This window comes from Brevibacillus sp. HB2.2, from assembly GCF_013284275.1.
In the GTDB taxonomy this organism is placed as follows: Bacteria; Bacillota; Bacilli; order Brevibacillales; family Brevibacillaceae; genus Brevibacillus; species Brevibacillus brevis_D.
Genome location: NZ_JABSUV010000009.1, coordinates 102,769 through 122,029, shown reverse-complemented (window position 1 = coordinate 122,029; position 19,261 = coordinate 102,769). Strand labels below are relative to the sequence as shown.

The 19,261-nt window shown below is 45.5% G+C and carries 22 protein-coding genes; 8 read left to right on the top strand and 14 right to left on the bottom strand.

Annotated elements, in window-relative coordinates; all coding sequences use genetic code 11:
• Window positions 1-109: 109 nt before the first annotated feature.
• Window positions 110-1,045 carry an ATP-dependent DNA ligase gene (locus tag HP401_RS08800; RefSeq protein WP_173604767.1) on the bottom strand — a complete coding sequence of 312 codons (936 nt, stop codon included), beginning with the start codon at window positions 1,043-1,045 and terminating at the stop codon, window positions 110-112.
• 368 nt (window positions 1,046-1,413) lie between these two features.
• Here HP401_RS08800 and HP401_RS08795 point away from each other — a divergent pair, with 368 nt between their 5' ends.
• A complete protein-coding gene (locus HP401_RS08795; protein WP_173604766.1) occupies window positions 1,414-2,298 on the top strand; it encodes a carboxylesterase in 885 nt (294 codons plus the stop codon).
• A gap of 43 nt (window positions 2,299-2,341) precedes the next feature.
• On the opposite strand, the gene HP401_RS08790 is transcribed toward HP401_RS08795, so the two are convergent.
• From HP401_RS08790 to HP401_RS08775, 4 genes are read right to left on the bottom strand one after another with little or no spacing between them, the layout of a single operon-like run.
• A complete protein-coding gene (locus HP401_RS08790; protein ID WP_173604765.1) occupies window positions 2,342-3,700 on the bottom strand; it encodes a GerAB/ArcD/ProY family transporter in 1,359 nt (452 codons plus the stop codon).
• 12 nt (window positions 3,701-3,712) lie between these two features.
• Window positions 3,713-3,949, bottom strand: a complete 237-nt coding sequence (locus tag HP401_RS08785) for a hypothetical protein (RefSeq protein ID WP_064200662.1) — start codon at window positions 3,947-3,949, stop codon at window positions 3,713-3,715.
• Complete coding sequence (locus HP401_RS08780) at window positions 3,942-5,108, bottom strand: Ger(x)C family spore germination protein (protein ID WP_173604764.1); 1,167 nt, start codon at window positions 5,106-5,108, stop codon at window positions 3,942-3,944. The genes HP401_RS08785 and HP401_RS08780 overlap by 8 nt, the downstream gene beginning before the upstream one ends.
• Complete coding sequence (locus HP401_RS08775; RefSeq protein WP_375140431.1) at window positions 5,105-6,685, bottom strand: spore germination protein; 1,581 nt, start codon at window positions 6,683-6,685, stop codon at window positions 5,105-5,107. Before HP401_RS08775 ends, HP401_RS08780 begins: the two co-directional genes overlap by 4 nt.
• Before the next feature lie 169 nt (window positions 6,686-6,854).
• On the opposite strand from HP401_RS08775, the gene ligD reads away from it, so the two are divergent.
• The 3 genes from ligD (at window position 6,855) to HP401_RS08760 (ending at window position 8,992) form a co-directional block, all read left to right on the top strand.
• Window positions 6,855-7,757: a non-homologous end-joining DNA ligase gene (gene ligD / locus HP401_RS08770; RefSeq protein WP_173604798.1), complete on the top strand. Its 903-nt coding sequence runs from the start codon at window positions 6,855-6,857 to the stop codon at window positions 7,755-7,757.
• 73 nt (window positions 7,758-7,830) lie between these two features.
• On the top strand, window positions 7,831-8,628 hold the full coding sequence (lgt, locus tag HP401_RS08765; RefSeq protein WP_173604762.1) for a prolipoprotein diacylglyceryl transferase: 798 nt from the start codon (window positions 7,831-7,833) through the stop codon (window positions 8,626-8,628).
• Between the two features lie 124 nt (window positions 8,629-8,752).
• Entirely contained in the window at window positions 8,753-8,992 is a 240-nt protein-coding gene (locus HP401_RS08760; RefSeq protein WP_173604761.1) for a hypothetical protein, read from the top strand.
• A gap of 70 nt (window positions 8,993-9,062) precedes the next feature.
• Here the strand turns inward: HP401_RS08760 and HP401_RS08755 are convergent, their stop codons facing one another.
• The 3 genes from HP401_RS08755 to HP401_RS08745 all read right to left on the bottom strand — a co-directional run bounded on the left by HP401_RS08755 (window position 9,063) and on the right by HP401_RS08745 (window position 11,538).
• Window positions 9,063-10,082 (bottom strand): inorganic phosphate transporter, encoded by a 1,020-nt coding sequence (locus HP401_RS08755; RefSeq protein WP_087347000.1) that lies wholly within the window; start codon window positions 10,080-10,082, stop codon window positions 9,063-9,065.
• Complete coding sequence (locus HP401_RS08750; protein ID WP_007728239.1) at window positions 10,075-10,692, bottom strand: DUF47 domain-containing protein; 618 nt, start codon at window positions 10,690-10,692, stop codon at window positions 10,075-10,077. The genes HP401_RS08755 and HP401_RS08750 overlap by 8 nt, the downstream gene beginning before the upstream one ends.
• Window positions 10,693-10,851: 159 nt before the next feature.
• On the bottom strand, window positions 10,852-11,538 hold the full coding sequence (locus tag HP401_RS08745) for a GGDEF domain-containing protein (RefSeq protein ID WP_173604760.1): 687 nt from the start codon (window positions 11,536-11,538) through the stop codon (window positions 10,852-10,854).
• Between the two features lie 274 nt (window positions 11,539-11,812).
• On the opposite strand from HP401_RS08745, the gene HP401_RS08740 reads away from it, so the two are divergent.
• The 3 genes from HP401_RS08740 to HP401_RS08730 all read left to right on the top strand — a co-directional run bounded on the left by HP401_RS08740 (window position 11,813) and on the right by HP401_RS08730 (window position 13,860).
• Complete coding sequence (locus tag HP401_RS08740) at window positions 11,813-12,889, top strand: type III polyketide synthase (protein ID WP_173604759.1); 1,077 nt, start codon at window positions 11,813-11,815, stop codon at window positions 12,887-12,889.
• A gap of 2 nt (window positions 12,890-12,891) precedes the next feature.
• On the top strand, window positions 12,892-13,419 hold the full coding sequence (locus tag HP401_RS08735) for an isoprenylcysteine carboxyl methyltransferase family protein (protein ID WP_173604758.1): 528 nt from the start codon (window positions 12,892-12,894) through the stop codon (window positions 13,417-13,419).
• A gap of 120 nt (window positions 13,420-13,539) precedes the next feature.
• A complete protein-coding gene (locus HP401_RS08730) occupies window positions 13,540-13,860 on the top strand; it encodes a hypothetical protein (RefSeq protein WP_173604757.1) in 321 nt (106 codons plus the stop codon).
• A gap of 16 nt (window positions 13,861-13,876) precedes the next feature.
• Here the strand turns inward: HP401_RS08730 and HP401_RS08725 are convergent, their stop codons facing one another.
• From HP401_RS08725 to HP401_RS08710, 4 genes are all read right to left on the bottom strand, one after another.
• Complete coding sequence (locus tag HP401_RS08725; protein WP_015891937.1) at window positions 13,877-14,992, bottom strand: aminopeptidase; 1,116 nt, start codon at window positions 14,990-14,992, stop codon at window positions 13,877-13,879.
• A 146-nt stretch (window positions 14,993-15,138) separates the two neighbouring features.
• Window positions 15,139-15,321, bottom strand: a complete 183-nt coding sequence (locus HP401_RS08720) for a YozQ family protein (RefSeq protein ID WP_173604756.1) — start codon at window positions 15,319-15,321, stop codon at window positions 15,139-15,141.
• A 120-nt stretch (window positions 15,322-15,441) separates the two neighbouring features.
• Entirely contained in the window at window positions 15,442-15,945 is a 504-nt protein-coding gene (locus tag HP401_RS08715) for a hypothetical protein (RefSeq protein ID WP_173604755.1), read from the bottom strand.
• A gap of 74 nt (window positions 15,946-16,019) precedes the next feature.
• Entirely contained in the window at window positions 16,020-16,445 is a 426-nt protein-coding gene (locus HP401_RS08710) for a MarR family winged helix-turn-helix transcriptional regulator (protein WP_015891940.1), read from the bottom strand.
• A gap of 387 nt (window positions 16,446-16,832) precedes the next feature.
• On the opposite strand from HP401_RS08710, the gene lepB reads away from it, so the two are divergent.
• On the top strand, window positions 16,833-17,393 hold the full coding sequence (gene lepB, locus HP401_RS08705) for a signal peptidase I (protein WP_173604754.1): 561 nt from the start codon (window positions 16,833-16,835) through the stop codon (window positions 17,391-17,393).
• A 61-nt stretch (window positions 17,394-17,454) separates the two neighbouring features.
• On the opposite strand, the gene HP401_RS08700 is transcribed toward lepB, so the two are convergent.
• Together HP401_RS08700 and HP401_RS08695 are read right to left on the bottom strand one after the other, a co-directional pair.
• Window positions 17,455-18,276 carry a M15 family metallopeptidase gene (locus tag HP401_RS08700; RefSeq protein ID WP_173604753.1) on the bottom strand — a complete coding sequence of 274 codons (822 nt, stop codon included), beginning with the start codon at window positions 18,274-18,276 and terminating at the stop codon, window positions 17,455-17,457.
• Window positions 18,277-18,358: 82 nt separating this feature from the next.
• Complete coding sequence (locus tag HP401_RS08695; protein ID WP_173604752.1) at window positions 18,359-19,249, bottom strand: NAD-dependent epimerase/dehydratase family protein; 891 nt, start codon at window positions 19,247-19,249, stop codon at window positions 18,359-18,361.
• Between the last annotated feature and the right edge of the window lie 12 nt (window positions 19,250-19,261).

The following is a 19,261-nucleotide window of genomic DNA, read 5'->3' as shown; positions in this document are numbered from 1 at the left end:
CCAGGTGAATTTTCAACTTTCGGAATCAAAGGATAGTTTCATAGAAAAACATCCCACCATTTAAGATGAGGGATATTTTTTATGTTCCATTGTGTTGCACCATGAGATTCTACTCCAAGACACAGTAATCAACAGGTATATCAACAACTGCTTGAATACTCGGTTGCCGTAACGTATAGCCTTCTGTCCATTCAGCAAATTGTACCTTAACCGTGACACTTGGTCTCAGCCACACAGCACCTTTGAACCTTGCTGGGGTATTTACAAAGGGCCTATCATTTTGTATCAAAGGTACAATCTTTTCCGTCAGAGTCACCCAGTCATTTCGAGTTAATTTACCTGTTCCTGCGTGGCCTATATAAAATAAGCGCCCTTGGGGATCATACAGCCCTAACAAGAGAGAATTCACAACATTATCACGCAGCGTAACTCCCCCAACGACAGCTATGGTGTCCCGATAGTATTTTTTCTTTTGCCACTGCTTCTCTTTCCCACCAATGACGTATTTGCTGTTTAGATTCTTCACAACAATACCTTCCATACCATGCTGTTTGATGACCTCATACATAGCGTTTCCATCATTATGACCGGTCACCAATTGTACATGGTCGTTTGGAATAATGATTTCTGATAACAAGTTGAGACGTTCTCTCAATGTAAGATCGTTTATCCACTCATTATTTGTAAATAGGACATCAAATATCATGTAGGTAATGGGGACAGCCTTCTGTGCCTGGCTGACTTTCTCCAATCGTCTAATCCCATCCCGCCGCATCACTTCATGAAATGACGGTTTTCCGTCAGCTCCTAGTGCAATCACTTCTCCATCTAAGATCACCGAGCGAGCATTGCAATATGTCTGTATTTCAGCTAACTCTGGGTATTGGTGAGTCCGCTCATTTATTCTCCGATTGTATAAACGAGTCCCCTGACCATCAAAGTAAGTTAGGATTCGAACTCCATCCCATTTAACTTGGGCCATCCAGTCGTCGCCTTGGGGTATTACCTCACAGCTAATCGGCTCCATAGGTATAATTGGATTCATTTTTCACCTCTGAAAAGGGAAGTGTAGTATTGCTCTTATACTCCTCTTTATGGGAGTATTTGTTGTTCTTCATACCAAATTCGATTTCAGAAATTAACGTTTTCAAAAAACAAGTGGCACCCTTGGACCTGAGGTCTTGAACATCCCGGGTGGATTAGTCGCTGTAGTATCTGGAGTTCCCACGATATACCCATCTGTTATACTTTAATTTAAATACTGTATTAATAAATAAATCCCTCATATTTATTGTATTATTGACGAGTTTTCTAATCTGTATTATATTAAATACTGGTATTGTATCACTTAAGATTCAGATTTCCCTCATGTTTTTTCACATCAACATAAACAGGATTGGGAGGAAGCCTTGTATGTCTAACCATGAATCGTTCATTTCATCACCAAATGACAGTGGCATTCACTATTTTCAAACCTATGAAGAAAGCCTTACTCTTTGGCCAGTTCCCTACGAAGCATTTTATGTATCTACCCGGTTCGGACAAACGCATATTATTGCAAGTGGACCAAAGGATGCACCACCACTCGTATTGCTACACGGAGCCTTGTTTAGTTCGACCATGTGGTATCCAAATATGGCTGATTGGAGCCGCAAATACCGGACATATGCCATTGATATCATGGGCGATAAGAACAAAAGTGTTCCTGAGGATTTAAACGGTACGAGAGCGGGTTACGCCGAATGGCTTCTCGATGTGTTTGACAATCTTGGTATCAAAAAGGCGAATATAGTTGGACTTTCGCTTGGTGGGCTTCATGTTATGAATTTTGTTTTACGTGCAGCCGAGAGAGTGGAAAAGGCTGTTTTACTTAGTCCTGCGGAAACATTCGTATCATTTCATCCAGATTTCTACAAATATGCACTTGGCCTTGCTCTGCCTAACGGCGTTGAGAATTTCTTAAAGTGGATGATGGGTGATCGTTACGTGTTACACCCAAATTTTGCAAAGCAGTTTCATGCTGGAGTTATGTGGGAGGATGAATTACGAAATCCAAAACCTAAAGCTGATGGATTCCCGTATGTTTTCACTGACGACGAATTAAAATCAGTAAAAGTTCCGATTCTCTTATTGCTTAGCGAGCAAGAAGTCATTTATGACCCACAATCGGCGTTACATCGTGCTTCGAGTTTTGTTCCCGGTATAGAAGCGGAAATCGTAAAAAATGCTGGCCACGTTTTGTCGATGGAACAACCAGCATACGTTAATGGACGTGTATTGAGATTTTTAGATGTATGAAGGCTGGCGCGCTTTCACGGAGAGAATCCCTTGGCTTTCGACCTTATTGTCGAAACGTTCCTGCCTGTTTTGCTTTTCCCAGCCTTTGCTTGCCATGATTAAGAGCCTGCATTTCCCCGTAGCTCGTAAACAGCGCTGTCAGTAAGAGGGCAATGTACACGAGAGCTGTCACAATCCCACCTATCGCTGATTTATCTTTTAAAAAGTCACCAATCAAAATGACTATCACGCAACCAATCAAACAGACTGTCGTGCCCCACACCATCGACCGGTAAAATCGATAAAGCTTCGTTCCTTCGGGAATGAGGCTTTGCTCTCTTCCTTTATTCTTTCTTCTCACATGAATAAGCAAAAAGAGCGCCAACGGCAATTGGAAGCCGAGCACGATCATCGGCAAGCTATAACTAATAAACTGATCATTTTGTACGACATTTGGAAACCCGAGTATGGACGATACAACCATAAACCATCCGCATGGAGCATTGAATGTATTATAATGCCGCTGTCCCCCAAACGATCCAACCCCCACTAAAAATGCCAAGTAAGTGACAGTGACCTTGGTTGTAAAAGCAGGGAACCACACGCTAAACAGAATTATCTCGACCCTGTCCAAAAAATCTGTAACGTGGATTTGCTGGACGAGAATATGGATGGGGAAATTCAGTCGACCAACGATAATGAAGCCCAACACGCCAAGCAAGACGAGCAACAAAATTGTCGTCATAAAGCCAACGATGATGATCCCGTGCTTCATCGCAGCATGAAATAGTCGTGGCTCTACAATGGCATGTAAGAATGCCCCAAACAAAAAAATATCCCCATACACACCCAACGGAAACAAATTACTGATTACGATCCGGTCCAAGCTACTCGTCAGGATTGGCTCCAAACGCTCTACGTTGTATTCATTCATCAGCAGGAAATATAGCGATATCCACATGATGAAAAAAAGTGGAAAGTAAAACTCATTTACTCGTGCCGCCACCTCAAGACTTGTTTTGCCATAGTACATTAACAGCAGCACGAAGACGAGTAGAATGATCTCCATTGGTGTGGTTGGCAATAACGAGATATGTAAAAAATCAGCAGCCACTTTGATATCGAGCGCCAAGATGATCCAAATATAAAACAAAATGAGCAGATTGATCGTTCCACCAATCCACTTTCCACCAATAATAAACAAAATTTCAAAGATGTTTTTCCCCGGATACGCCTCAACCAGTCCACTCAAAACGAAAGCGATCAAAAATGCATAGAAAATCGGTAAAATTTGTGAGAACCAAGCGTCCATCCTTGCTACCTGCACAATAGATCGCAATAAACTGATCATCATTCCTGTCATCAAGACACTACCGACCAGCCAGGCAATTTGTCGATGATTGACAACTTGCTTGTGAATCATACTTGGGCCTCCTTATATAAACTGTTCCACCCATCGCTTCACATAGGGAGAGAACATGTTCATGATACGACTCGTGGGGAGCACTTGATAATACTGGAATTGCAAGGCGATCAGACAAACAATGGTTAGGGTGTAGAAAATAACAATGACTCCCTGCTGTCTTCCATCCATGCCTTTTCGCTTCAGGATGAATTCTCCAAAGGAAAGAATCAGCATGAGGACAAAAAAGACCAGAAATATTCTATTCATGATTATCTTCACCTTGGGTAATATTTTTCGTTGTCTGTCCGATATTGGCCATGTTCACTTTTGTTCGGATTTCATAAGTGATTTTCGGAAGAACTTCATTCCATCTGTTCCGATATCGCTCTTGCCACTCTTGCGGATAATTCCTTGATAATGTAATTCCTAACCCAATGAAGTCTGATCGATAATGTTGGATCGTTTGCATTATATGTTTCACACCGCTATTGATTTGTTCGTCAAGCTTCGCTTGCAGCATTCTGATATTTTTCTCTTTCTCGAGATCGAGGTTTGACATATTTTCCACCACTACGGCAGAAGCATAGAGGTCAATTTTGTAATGAATGCGGCCTTTCCTGATCTCGGGCTTGATTTTCGCCCTTCCTTTCGAAAGACTAATCGTAAGCCGTTCTTTCTTGTTAAGGGGAAGAATAAACGAAAACGGTGTAAAATCGCGTTGGAACAAGCGCAAACCAAGCAGCTCTCTCGGCTTAATGATGGCAACGAGCTTGTCGCTCCGAAACAGACCTACCCCCGTCGTCTCGACTTCTTTTGACTTCCCTTTCGGATGGGAATCCACTGCTGCCAGAACGGGTAAAATGGCATCAAGCCCTGGAGTACTGAGCATTTGGGCCACGTCCTTCAACGTTACCGAAATGCCCCCCATCTTTACCAGCTCACGCATCGCTTCACCTGAAAAACGTTCAAATTGCGGCTGTGCGGTTAATAATTCAATTCCTTTGCCTTTCGTCATGACAATATAAGCTGTCAATCGGTTTTCGGGAAAACGTGTGACAATATCCAGCACATCCGACATTCCGTCCTTCGCCAGTTCTTCGCCTATAACGATCATCCTGTGATGGGAGTAGTAAATTTGCCGAGACATTCTTGATTGGATAAATCCATTCGCTTCCCGAATTGTCCTGCCTACAGCGGAATCTACGTAATAACTCTTATCACCACTCGTCCCCCCACCACCTCCGGACTGTGCACCAAGGCTGCTGACCAGCGGGACCTGAATAGATAACCGATACCTGCCGTCACCTTCCTTATCCATCGCCATTGCAATGACGATAGCCATATCATTGACTTCACGCCGATCCCAACAGCCAGATACCAAGAACATACAGACCGCCACAACCAACATGCGGGTTACAGTCTTCACGATTCCCCCTCCTCGTTTGGATGACGGTTGCCTGTCACCCCTGATTGCCCTCCTCTTTGCTGAATAGAATTAGCAAACTCATCATTCATACGCCTTGCATTTTGTACGCCCAAAAAGCTCGGGCGTTCTTCCATCATCGACCATGGAGCTCTCATCAGTACATCTTTGAGATCGCCGATCGACATCGGTCCTAACGGCGATAAATAAGGGACACCAAAAGAGCGCAGGTTGGCCATATGCCCGAGGATTAGCAATAACAATACCAGCATCCCATAGATGCCGAGGATTGAAGCGGCTATCATGATCGGAAAGCGCAGCATTCGCAATGAAATCGCTGCATTAAAATGCGGGACGGTAAATGAGGCTATCCCTGTGAGCGATACGACGATAACCATGGGGGCAGAAACAATCCCTGCCTGCACGGCTGCCTGACCAACGACCAGCGCACCTAAAATACTGACGGCTTGCCCAACCGTTTTCGGGAGACGAATCCCCGCTTCACGCAAGGCCTCAAAGGAAATTTCCATGATTAAAGCCTCTACAATTGCTGGAAAAGGAATAGACTCGCGTGCCGCCGCAATACTTAAAAGGAGCGTGGTTGGTAGCATCTGCTGGTGATAGGTCGTAATGGCCACATATAAAGCAGGGGTAATGAGCGAGATAATGAGAAAAACATAACGCAGCAATCGAACAAGGGTTGCCATTTGAAATCGCTCGTAGTAATCCTCGCTTGCCTGCATCATCATCCAAAACGTTACCGGCACGATTAAAACCATCGGTGTCCCATCCACAAATATCGCGACACGCCCCTCCAGCAATGCCGCAGCAACCGTGTCTGGGCGCTCCGTATACATAACCTGAGGGAAAGGCGAGTATGTGTTATCCTCGATCATCTCTTCGATATATCCGCTTTCCAGGACAGCATCTAAATTGATCTTACTGATTCGACCAGTGACCTCCTGTACGATCTCTGGATCAGCTATCCCATCTAGAAAAGCAACCACCAGATTGGTATTTGTCTCACGTCCAACTACCAAGGACTTCATTTTCAAACGAGGTGTTCGCAATTTTCGCCGCAGCATCGACGTGTTCGTGCGAATATTTTCGATAAAACCCTCACGCGGCCCCCGTACGACGGCTTCTCCTTCTGGTTCATTAACCGAGCGTTTTTCTGCTCCACGAATGCCGAGTGTAAGCGCTTCTGTATTTCCCTCTACAAGAATGCCTGTATCACCTGAAAGCACAGCCTGTAGCAGCTTTTTATAATCGTCTACTCTTCCCATCTGGGAAACAGGCAAACGTGACTCTTCTATCACTTTTATATCTTTATCGCCATCTTCAAGCACCATTAACGATTTCAGTGCGGAATTGACCTCTTTGGTATCAATGAGCCCATCGACGAAGACAGCAATCGCACGGACACTGTTTTTTTGGCAGAAATCTCGTATGACAAAATCGGAGCAATCAGCGAACATTTTTTTCAATAGCTCAATGTTCTCTTCCAATTTAGGAGAAATCGGTATACCCTCCAGCTCAATCAAGCTGCAGGCATTCATTGTCTCAATCAGTTCCTTCATTTTATCTTTCTTCTTGAATTTCATTTTCATCACCAACCGTTGGAAAGCTACCCGTATTATGGTTGATTGGCAGGAAATATATGCAAAGAGGTATTCCCATCACATAGAGAATCGTGGATGGGAGATAGTAGGAACACCTATACCGTTTCAAAAGAAGGTGAACATGTCATTGTGTCCTGCAACAAAAGAGTACGAGCTGACGATCGACAATCACACATTGTCCATCACAAACCCTGACAAGCCTCTTTGGCCAGAGGCGGAGGTAACCAAGCTAGATTACTTGCGCTATTTGCTGATTGTTGCAGCCCCACTACTCCGGTATAGCAAGGATCGGCTCTTAACGGTCATTCGCTACCCTCACGGAATCGGTGACAAGCACTTCTATCAAAAGAACGCCCCGGACTATGCACCCGACTGGATACAAACACATATGTGGGAAAACGTACGTTACGTGCTGTGCAATGACCGAGCGACACTCGTATGGATGGCGAATCAAGCGGCATTGGAGTGGCACGTCTCCTTTCACCTCGCCAAGGATGAGACTCCGACAGAGCTCGTGTTTGACCTCGACCCTTCCACAGATGACTTTGCTGTTGTGATAGAGTCTGCCCTCTTATTGAAACAGCTGCTCGATGAATTACAGCTGCCTTCATGGGTCAAGACATCTGGTTCCAGCGGCTTGCAAATCTATGTTCCGATCGAGCTCCGCTATACGTTTGAACAGACGCGCCAAGTCGGCCATTTCATCGCATCCTATTTAGTCAGCAAGCATCCCTCCCTTTTAACCATCGAGCGCTTAGTGAAGAATCGGGGTGATAAGCTGTACATTGACTATTTGCAGCACTGGCGCGGAAAGACATTACCAGCCCCTTATTCAACCCGTGCAAAAGAACAGGCAACCGTATCAACGCCACTCCTGTGGGAAGAAGTTCCCGATTGTCATCCCACAGATTTCACCGTTTATACGGTACCCAAACGTCTGGAAACATTTGGGGATTTATTCTCCTCCATATCTGCCCCGACAAAACGGGCCTCTCTTGATGCCATCCTCGGCTTTTTGCAGTCTCAGTAAGCCGTTAGTTGGAATCATGCTGCCTATTTGTGCTATACTTGGCACAGATGTTTTGAGGCAAGGAGGCACATTCATGATTGATCCGATCGCAATTGCAATCGGCCCCTTAAAGATTCACTGGTATGGCATTATAATGGGGCTCGCGTTTTTCTTGGGTACTTATCTCGCTCGCTACAATTCCAAACGTTCTGGCATTGATCCCGATCACGTCTTGAACATGGTGGTTCTGATCATTCCAGCAGCCATCGTTTGTGCAAGATTGTATTATGTAACGTTTGAATGGCAGCAGTACAAAGACAACCCACTGGACATCTTCGCAGTTTGGCAAGGCGGCTTGGCTATTCACGGTGGTTTAATCGGTGGTGTTCTGGCAGGAGCCTGGTATATTCGAAAACATAAACTGCCGTTCCTTCGTTTGGCTGACATTTTTATGCCGAGTGTTATTTTGGGTCAAGCCATCGGACGTTGGGGAAACTTTATCAACCAGGAAGCACATGGTGGTCCCGTCTCTGCTGAGTTTATGGAAAAGTTCCCTGCGTTCATCCGCGAACAAATGTTTATCGGTGGACAATATTACCACCCTACATTCTTGTATGAATCGATGTGGAACCTTGTTGTTTTCGCCATTCTCATGCTCATGCTGTACCGATTCAAAAAATTCGATGGACAGGTCTTGTTTAGCTACATGATCCTGTATTCGATTGGACGCTTCTTCATTGAGGGCATGCGTACAGACAGTTTGTTGATAGCCGATACCCTGCGTGTCGCTCAATTAGTCAGTCTGTGCTTAGTTGCTGCCGGTGTCATCTTGATGCTCGTGTTTGCACGGAAAAGCAAGCAGGCCGGACATTCCCAAAACTCGATCGAATAACATCTATATGCCATATCCATTGCCACTCAGGTCAGTCCGACCGGGTGGTTTTTTCTTTGCCTCGTCTGAATTGTCGCAATGCAGGCAATAACTAGGAGAAAGAATGAAAAAGGAGGGAAATAGGATGGATGACGAAATTTTGGAAGAGTATCTTGATCACTACGTACGTATTCATTTTGCTCCTGATAGGATCGGCCAAGGATTATCCGCGTATGCAGAAGGCAAATTGTATGATTACAGCCCAAATGGCATATTAATTGAAGAACGGGATGGCTCGCTTGACTATATCCCATTCTCTGCCGTACGCCTCGTGCAAATTAAACCCAAGCCGGGCTTATGGGAGCGTTTAACGGGATCAAGTTAATGAAAAAGACACCTTCCCGCGTACTTTACAACGGAAAGGTGTCTGTTGTCTGTTGGATAAAGATGTAGCTCTACAGGAATACGTCAAACACGACGTAGCATGCAGCAGCCAAAAGTCCGGTAATCGGAAGGGTAATGACCCATGTGACCAATATTCGGCCAGCCAGGCCCCATTTTACAGCGTTCAGCTTTTGCGATGCCCCAACCCCCAAGATGGCGGATGTGATCACATGCGTTGTACTCACTGGCAGTTTCAAAGCTGTAAAGATTGTGATAATCAAGGCAGAAGACAGGTCTGCTGAGAAACCGGAAATTGGCTTGATTTTCATAATCTTACCACCCAAGGTCTTGATGATCCGCCATCCACCAAAGGCTGTTCCTAATGCCATTGCAAGAGCAGCTGAAAGTTTTACCCACAGTGGAATAACGAATTCGCCCGGTGCTTGTACCAAGAATCCTCCAGAAATCAGAGCAAGGGTGATTACGCCCATTGTTTTTTGCGCATCGTTGGCTCCATGGCTGAAAGCCTGCCAAGAAGCTGACAATACTTGCATCGAACGGAAACCTTTATTGGTTTTGTGATACGCAGAGTTACGAACAAACCAAGACACAAGCTTGATCACCACAAAACCAACAGCAAAGGCAACAAGCGGTGATATGATCAACGCCTGGATAATGCTAATGAAACCTGACCAGTTAATGGCACCACTTCCTGCGGCACCAAAAGCGGCACCTGCAACGCCTCCGATAATCGCGTGCGAGGACGAGCTAGGAATTCCGAACCACCAGGTGATTAGGTTCCACAAAATCGCAGATGTCAACGCCGCCAAAACGACGACCAATCCATTTTCCAGCTTGAATGGATCGGTAATGCTTCCCCCGATTGTCTTCGCTACCCCCGTATACGAGAGTGCACCAATCAAATTACACAGGGATGCAATAATAATCGCGGTTTTCGGACTTAATGCGCGTGTCGAAACAGAAGTAGCAATCGCGTTCGCCGTATCATGAAAACCATTGATAAAGTCAAATGCTAGCGCCATGATGACGACGAGTACGAGAATAATCACCTCTGGCGAAAGATCAGGCATTCTTTAACACGATCCCTTCTACCAGGTTGGAGACGTCCTCAGCGAAGTCAGCACAGTCTTCGAGCTTATCGTAAATCTCTTTGAGTTTGATCGCTTCCATTGGGTTGGTATCAGGAGAATTCAACAAATCAGATACCATTTTGCGGTAGTTGGAGTCAGATTCATGCTCCAAATCTTTGATTTCCCCAGCGATTTGTGTAACGACTTTATGATCCAGCTTGCGCAGTGTGCGAATCAGCTCGATCAGCTTAGCCGAGCATTTCACCAAAATATTGGCTTGTGCCAATACACGTGGATCTGGTTGAGTCACTTGGTACAGATACATACGATCAGCGACACCGTCAATGTAGTCGATCATCGAGTCCATTGTATGAGCGAGTTGGTGAATGTCTTCACGCTCAAGCGGAGTGATAAAAGTAGAGTTCAACTCGTTCATGATGCGACGAACGATTTCGTCTCCTTCTTTCTCGACAGCCTTGATTGCCTTAACCTTTGTTTCTAGATCTTGATAGTTTCCTATCATTTCATAGAAAAGATGAGTTCCTTTGTGTACCGTGGCAATCTGCTGTTCGAACAGATCAAAGAAGATATACTTGTTTGATTTCAACATACGGGACTTCTTCACTCCTTTGAATAAATGGCACCTACAAGATTATATCGAATGTTATTGTTTCCGTAAATTTAAAATCAAGGTCAAATGTGTATATTTTTCTTTAAGGAATTATTAAGTTTTTGTAAATGCTCTTTACAATAAAAGAAAACACTCGTGTCAAGAGAGAGGACGAGTGTTAGCCTTGCCAATATTTATCATTTCACTCGAAGCGACCATCATGCAATCTTTCCTTTTTTTCGCTTCATACATAAGCATATCTGCTTTTTTCGCTAACTCTTCCGCTGTCGCGGCATGGTGTGGATACGAGGCTACTCCGATGCTGACAGTGACCCCTGAAAGTGCGTCTCGCACTTGATTTTGAATTCGTTCCCCGATTGCCAGTGCTCTTCTTGTGTCTGTCTGCGTTAACAAAACGACGAATTCTTCCCCGCCCCACCTTCCAACAACGTCTTGTTTCCGTACACTTGCTTGCAAGATTCTTGCAAATTGGCAAAGGAGTCTGTCGCCTTCCATATGGCCAAATGAATCATTGAATATTTTGAAATTATCCAAATCAATAAACAATAACGTAACAGATTGATGATTGCTTTTTGCCAACTCTACTTCTGCGACCAACTTGTCCAGAAATCTGCGATTGACGAGAACGCCTGTGAGTGAATCGTGATAAGCCATCTGCCGCAGCTGATCTATATATTTCCCTATACGATAGGCAGCAAGCGTCTGAATGACAGCCACAAGAAAAAGAAAGACAACCATACTCTCATCCGATGGCAATCCGTATCCAATCAGCCAAACCGAAATGATTCCACAGGACACACCCAAGCTAATCCAGCGTGAGCCCAAAGTACACTACCCCCGATCTATCCGATGTTCCCCTCTTTTCATTCATACATTAGACCTATCTATCGAAATCTATAGTAGGTCTTTTTTCATATAATCAGGAATATTTTACCTATCTTTTTTTATAAGTTCAAGCAAATCCACGAAACTGCCACTTATTCATTCAAACGAATCATGGAAAAATCCTGACAATCAGCCTGCGGCCTTCGCTCGTGGTGCTGCATGAATTGGAACCAATTGGAAGGGATAAGCTAAGGGCTAATCAAAATAGACGGGAGTGAATGAATGGGTGCCCCGTATAGAAGCAGTAGCTACAGCAGTACCTTCCCACGAGATTACACAAGAGGATTCCATGAAGCTGGCACGCCTATTTTTTCAAGATGCTTTTCCCGACATAGACCGTTTGTTACACGTGTTTGCACATAGTCACATTCAGAAGCGATATTTTAGTATGCCAATGGATTGGTTTTTGGAAGACCGACCATTTGCGGAGAAAAATCAATTGTATATCGAGCATGCGGAAGCCTTGGCAGAGGAAGCAGCCCGAAAGTGTTTGACAAAAGCTGGGGTCGAGCCGTCATCCATCGATTGTCTGATGTTTGTATCAAGCACTGGCATTGCGACCCCAAGCCTTGATTCCCGCTTACTCCACCGTTTAGGACTCCGTTCACAAGCAACCCGTGTCCCGTTGTGGGGTCTTGGCTGTGCTGGTGGAGCGATGGGATTGTCGCGTGCATGCGAGTACACCCAGGCTTATCCCTCCCGACGAGTATTGCTTGTGAGCGTAGAGCTGTGCGGCTTGACCTTCATCCGACAAGATTTGTCCAAAAGCAATTTGGTTGCAACTTGCCTCTTTGGAGATGGAGCCGCAGCCGTATTAATAGAAGGAGATCAAGTCTCGTCCTCTTCGGACACACCTAAGGTTCAATTCTGTGATGCGCGAACGACAACATGGCCGGACACAGTAGATATTATGGGATGGGAATTGACCGATCCAGGGTTAAAAGTCATTTTCTCTCGTGACATCCCTACTCTCATCCGTTCTTCCATGCGAGAAAACGTGGAGAGCTTTTTGTCACCGCACGGGATGTCTATTGACCATCTACGCCATTTCATTTTCCATCCAGGTGGCGCCAAGGTACTAACGGCTTATCAGCGGTCCCTGGGCATTGACACAGAAGCCACTCGGTTTTCTGAAGATGTCCTAACCAATTTCGGAAACATGTCCTCCCCTACGGTTCTGTTCGTCCTGGAAAAAAGCATGGAGAAGGCGTGGGAGCCAGGAGATCGCGGATTGGTCGCTGCGCTTGGACCTGGGTTTAGCTCCGAGCTCTTACTTCTGGAGGCGAGATAGTCATGTTGCTCTTTTTTGGATTTGTCATGGCTGGAGTCGTGTTACAACGGCTGGTCGAGCTTCTCATTGCCATGAGGAATGCTCGCTATATCCGCTCAAAAGGGGGCTACGAAGTTGGGGCGAGTCATTACAAATACATCGTCCTTCTTCATTTTCTCTTTTTTCTCTCGCTCCTTTTCGAAGTGGTGGGAAAAGGCAGCGCAATGGTTCTGCCCTCTTGGTGGGCAATTCCGTTCAGCCTGTTTTTAATCGCGCAAGGACTTCGTTATTGGTGTATTCGCAGCTTGGGCAAACGGTGGAATACCCGCATCTTCATCCTCCCGGGCGAGGCTCCAATCAAGCGAGGTCCTTATCGGTTCATTCGTCACCCCAACTACGTGGTCGTATCGCTTGAGCTGCTGCTACTCCCGCTGACATTTTCCGCTGTGGCAACTGCCCTAGCGTTTTCTCTCTTAAATGCCTGGTTGCTCCTGCGCATTCGGATACCTATGGAAGAAGCAAGCGTCTACGATGGTCATCGTGAGTCATAAAAACGAAAAGTCTTTGGCACACGCACATGCCAAAGACTTTTTATCAGACAAAAGGTTTATCACTTATCATTCAACGGGTAAAGAAAAGAAGCTGTTACTCTTTCCCGTGAGGTGGATCAAGTGAATCGTACAACCATAGTGGAGCCTCAGGAGACGAAGCGGATCATCATCCGAGACTTTTTCGCTTTGATTGAAGCGGTACCGAACAAGGATGACCAGACTAGTATTCAAACATTTCTCCGCTATTTGCAAAGCCTGCTAAGAATCAAACAAGTCATTCCACCGGTTGTGGAAATCATGACGGTCGTCAAACAAAACAAGCCACTTCTCTACCACGCGGCACGCAGAATTACTCTTCCTTCAAGCAATCTGCACATGCTATTTCAGCTAGAAATGGATATTATGCTTGCCCACGAAAGGCTCCGACAGTACGACAAATGATGGGGTAGGCTATACCTTACCCTTTCAAGTTTTCTGGATTCAGACATTCAAGCTCTGCAATGACAAAACGACCATCTTTGCGAATCAGGACGTCATCAAACCAGATTTCCCCTCCGCCCCAATCCGGACGCTGGATGGAAACCATGTCCCAGTGCACAGACGATTTGTTGCCATTGTAAGCTTCGTCATAGCATTGACCAGGCGTGAAGTGGAAGCTTCCGTCTATTTTTTCGTCAAACAAGATATCTTTCATCGGGTTGCGAATGTAAGGATTCACACCGATGGCGAATTCTCCAATGAAGCGCGCTCCCTCGTCTGTATCCAAAATTTGATTCAAGCGTTCGGTATCGTTCGCTGTTGCTTCGACAATTTTGCCGTCCTTGAAGGTCAGGCGAACATTTTCGAATGTGAAGCCGTGGTATGGTGTTGGCGCATTATGAGTGATAACACCATTTACAGAATTCTTCACAGGTGCTGTATACACTTCACCATCTGGAATATTGCGCAGGCCAGCACATTTCACAGCAGGGATGTCCTTGATTGAGAAGGTGAGATCTGTTTCAGGTCCTACCAAGCGTACCTTGTCTGTGCGATTCATCAAGTCAACCAAACTGTCCATTGCTTTGTCCATTTTCGCGTAATCCAGGTTACATACTTGGAAGTAAAAATCTTCAAAAGCTGCTGTAGACATGTTCGCAAGCTGTGCCATGGAAGGATTCGGATAACGGAGAACAACCCACTTCGTTTTTGGCACGCGCACGTTCATCACTGGCAGCTCATACAGGCGAGAATAGATACTCAGCTTGTCACTTGGAACATCAGCCATCTCATTGATGTTGCTCGCTGCACGAATCCCGATATAACCTTGCATTTTCTCCATGAGTTCAACTTCATGTTGAGCCATGGTCTTCAACTGCTCTTCATTGCAATTCATTGCGATTTCTCGGCTTACGGCGGGATCAATCAATTGAACATAAGGACTGCCGCCTGCTTTGTAAATCTCACGCACGAGGGCTTGCACCAAATCCGGTGTGTCCCCTTTCGCGTTGATCAAAATGTTTTCCCCTGGCTGTACTCGTACAGAATAGTTAACCAGATTGTACGCTAATTGATCTAATCGTGAGTCTCTCATTCGTGGCACACCCTTTTTAAATTTTCTGATTCCTCTTGTATTCTTACCGATACAACCTACTAAGTCAATAAAAAATTTTTTATCAACGGAATAAAAAGCGGCCAGCCTCCTTGTATCCGGGCTGGCCTTGCTCTTTTCCTGTGCTTTTACATCGTCTGTTCTCTGTCCTCAATGGTTCCCATCTTGTACATGTCACTGACCTGCTCCTGCGTCGTAGCCAGACCAGCCGTATGTTCGTCTGCCTCTTGATAGTAGACAGCTGTGCCAGCATCTTCAGCCCCCAACTCTCTCGCCCTGGACTGAGCCTGCTCCTTATCATAACCTGCCATTTTCGTTCCTCCTTCCATTTGATTTCTATCCACTTTAGTTTGTACGGGAATCTCCAAATTTAGCAAAAAAAAGACGCCTTGCCCAATCGAGGGACAAAGCGCCTTTATATTCAGCTATGCTTATTTTTCGTTATCAGATTCTGGAGCGATCATTGCCCAACCAGCTGCTGGAGCACTCACAGGAGTTACGCCACCAGTGATAACATATTGATCTGCTCCTGGCATCATTGCCCAGCCAGCTACGTTAGAGATGACTGGAACATATTGACCACTCACCCATACATACTCATCTTTACCTGGCATGATGACCCAGCCACCTTGTTGAGTCAAACCTTGAATTGGAGTAACGGTTTGTGGAGTCGCAGGTTTTACTTCAGGTTTAGTTGCTGGTGCAGTTGTAGTTGCTTCAGTTGCTGGCTTCTCTTCAGTAGTTGCAGGCTTTTCTTCTGTAGTTGCTGGTTTTTCTTCTGTAGTTGCTGGTTTTTCTTCAGTTGCAGTTGTTTTTGCTTCTGTTGCAGAAGTCGTTTCAGTAGCTTTTACTGCCTCTTCAGCAAATGCAGCTTGTGTGAAGAGAGCTGCTCCTAAGATACAAGAACTCATGATCAGTGTGCTTTTCTTTTTCATATGTGTACACTCCCATTCCGCGGTACACACTTTTGTCTTACACGAATGTCCCCAAACCCGAACTTGAAGGCATGCTATATGCACTGCTGCATTTTCCTGAGAAAATACGTAAACTGCTCTAACTCGTCGTCAGTCAGATTCTCCAGCAGCTTTCCTACTAGTGCTCTCCTGTGGCACAGAAGTCCCTCCAGAGTTGGAACGGCTTGTTGTGACAAAGTGACCCACACGACACGTCGATCCTGTTCATCTCGAACCCGGTCAATAAAACCGGCCTTGACCAACCGATTGAGTGCGATCGTGGTGGCACTATTGGATAACTTCAAAATAGTCGCCAGCTCAGAAACTGTGCTTCGTCCTTTTTGATGTAGCACACGTAGCAAGATAAACTGCTTGGGACTGATTGACTCTTCCTCTAGCCAATTATTAATAAAGAAACGAGCAATCTCGACAAAAACTCGATCCAGTTCCTCAAGTTTACTGGCACGGGACATATTGCTCACGACATCACCTATTTTCGGAAAATTAATAATATAAGTACTTTTACTATAAAACTATATAGCCTAAGTACCGGAAGATCAATAGGACTCCCGAAATTATTTCTTTTCACGAAAGATATGTATGAGCCAGACAAAGTGTTTACCACTTAATATTTTTATTGTAAAACTTATTTCAAGAACATCTTAACTCAAACAGGAAAAACTGACAATAGGTAAGCTAGCAAAATAATGTTTCGACTTTTTTTAGCTTCATCCTCGAGCCAATTATTTCCTTGAATCATCTTTCGTATCTATTCGTATAGCATGTATAATGGGAAGACAGCCTTACACACACGAGGCAATTGACTCAGGCATATTTGCCACAGAAATCACATACATAGGAGAATTTCAATGGAACAAACCAACCCTACACCAAAATGGAAAGTGGAATTGCTTGATTGGTTAAAATCGTTTGTCTTGATTGGTGGATTGACAGCCTTCATCTACGTATTTGTCATGGCTCCCTACGTCGTCCAAGGGCGCTCCATGGAAAGTACGTTGCATGATCGCGAGCGTGTCATCGTAAACAAAGCGATTTACTACCTCAAAGAACCGCAGCCTGGTGATATCGTCATCATTCATCCAGATGCTACTGGCGACAACTGGATCAAGCGCGTGGTCGCAGTTGCTGGTGACACCGTTGAAGCCAAAAATAATCAAGTGTACGTCAATGGCAAACCGCTCAGCGAAGAGTATTTGGTCGAAAACAAGCTAAAAACCTCTGCGGCAGGTGTGACGTTAACCGAAGATTTTGATCCTGTGAAGATTCCTGAGGGCAGTGTGTTTGTCATGGGGGATAATCGCAACAACAGTATGGACAGCCGCGTCATTGGCCCTGTTCAACTGGATCATGTAGTAGGACGTGCAGAAGCTGTATACTGGCCGCTGTCCCAGATTCGCCTTCCACGTTAACATGGATCCAGGCAGCAAAAAGCCGCTCCTTATCGGGGCGGCTCTTTTCGTTTTGATGACGTTATTTGTGGGCAATTGCCGCTTCAGAAAAATAATCCTCCAAAGTAAGGCCACCTGCCATAATCTCTTTTGCCATTTCCTTCCCTACATAACGCAAATGCCAAGGCTCATACGCATATCCAGTCGTATCTTCCTTACCCTTCAAATAACGAATGACGAACCCAGAGTCTGCACAGTTGGCTGCCAGCCATAACCCTTCAGGTGTCTCAGCAAACGATTCTTCCAGGCGTGTACTAGCATCATGTCCGGACACATCCATAGCCAAGCCAGTCTGATGCTCGCTCTTTCCAGGCACGGCACTGTAGGCAGCGGCATGTTCTGCACCTTGCGTCCTTACATACGTTTCGTACAGCGATTTTTGAGTCTTATATGAGCGATAGCCAGAAACGGCATACAGTTCAATACCTTCTGTCTTTGCTTTGGCAAACAGTTCTTCTAATGCTTGTGCGGCTTCTGCTCGCAGCAATCGCTTCTCCACTTTTTCATCAAAAGGAAACGGAACATTCGGCTCTACCAAATCCGGTGGAATATAATCGCCTGGCAATGCCCGCTGTTTATTTACGACAACCGAGAGATCTGTTGCATTCGTAACGGTTGGCACTCCATCCACATCTTTTATCGTCTCTGCAAGCGTTGCCCGTTGGGGACGTGTCGTCTCCTCTTTATTCGGCTCAACTGTCGTTGCTTGCGTGCCCTCACCTGCGGGCTGTCCATTCGACTCGCTGGAAAGCAATCCACTTAATGAGGGAGGTTCACATCCACTGAGTAGTGCTACTGATAGCGCTGCGATGATCGCAAGGCTGCTGGTGCGATTTTTGTTCATGATCGATCCTCCTGGTTCCTTACAGACACATACGTTCTGCTCTACCTTACCACGGAGTAGTACGAAAAAAAAGGTAGATAGGTCACGCTTTTTCAGCGGTATATTTCTCGTTTAGGTGTTTGACAAGCGCTGGAAACCATTCATTCAGCACCCAAAATGGAAAGCCCGCAGCCTTAGCCTTTCCGTTATCCATGTACAGGGATGCTAAAAATCCAAAGGGAGACGCGTCAGAAGCATCTGTCGTTTGTTCGATCCGGGCAGGTTTTCCGACTGTTTGCGCAATGGTCTCCATTAGCTTAGCAAGCGAAACAGTCCCATCCGAGCACGCATTCACTGGCCCTGTGATGGACGTTGTCGTCAGCCATGCCAAAAATTGAGCTGCTTCCTGTGCATGTATGAAGCCCATCTGTGCAGCGGGATTCGTGATACCAATCGGCCGTTCCTCTTGGACATGCTCAATATGAAACCATAGCCGCTGTGTGTAATCGTCTTCCGCCAGTACGATTGGAAAACGAACGGCTACGACAGGAAAGGCCTTTTCTTGAAAAAAGACGGCTTCTGCTTGACGCTTTCCCTCTTGATAGGTTGTCTCGTCTCTCGTTTTCAGGTTGATTGCATACGTGTATGGATCAAAGGCTTCTTCCTGTAGTGGTTCCTCGGCATAATCGTAGACGGACAAGGTAGAGGTCAAGACGTACTTCCCCACTTTCCCCCGAAAAACCGTACACGCATCCAGTGCATTTTGAGAGGAATAACAGATGTTATCGTACACCACGTCCCACTGCTCTTCCCCTGCAGCCGCTAGCGAGTGGACGTTATCTCGGTCAAGCGTCATTCTTTTGACAGCGGTAGGCAACTCCACTTGGGTAAGCCCCCTTGTTGCCACGGTAACGTCTGCCCCCGCTTCAACGAGAAGCTGGACTAATCGCTTTCCAAAAAATCGCGTTCCGCCGAGTACAAGTACTTTCTTCATTTTTGCTACATC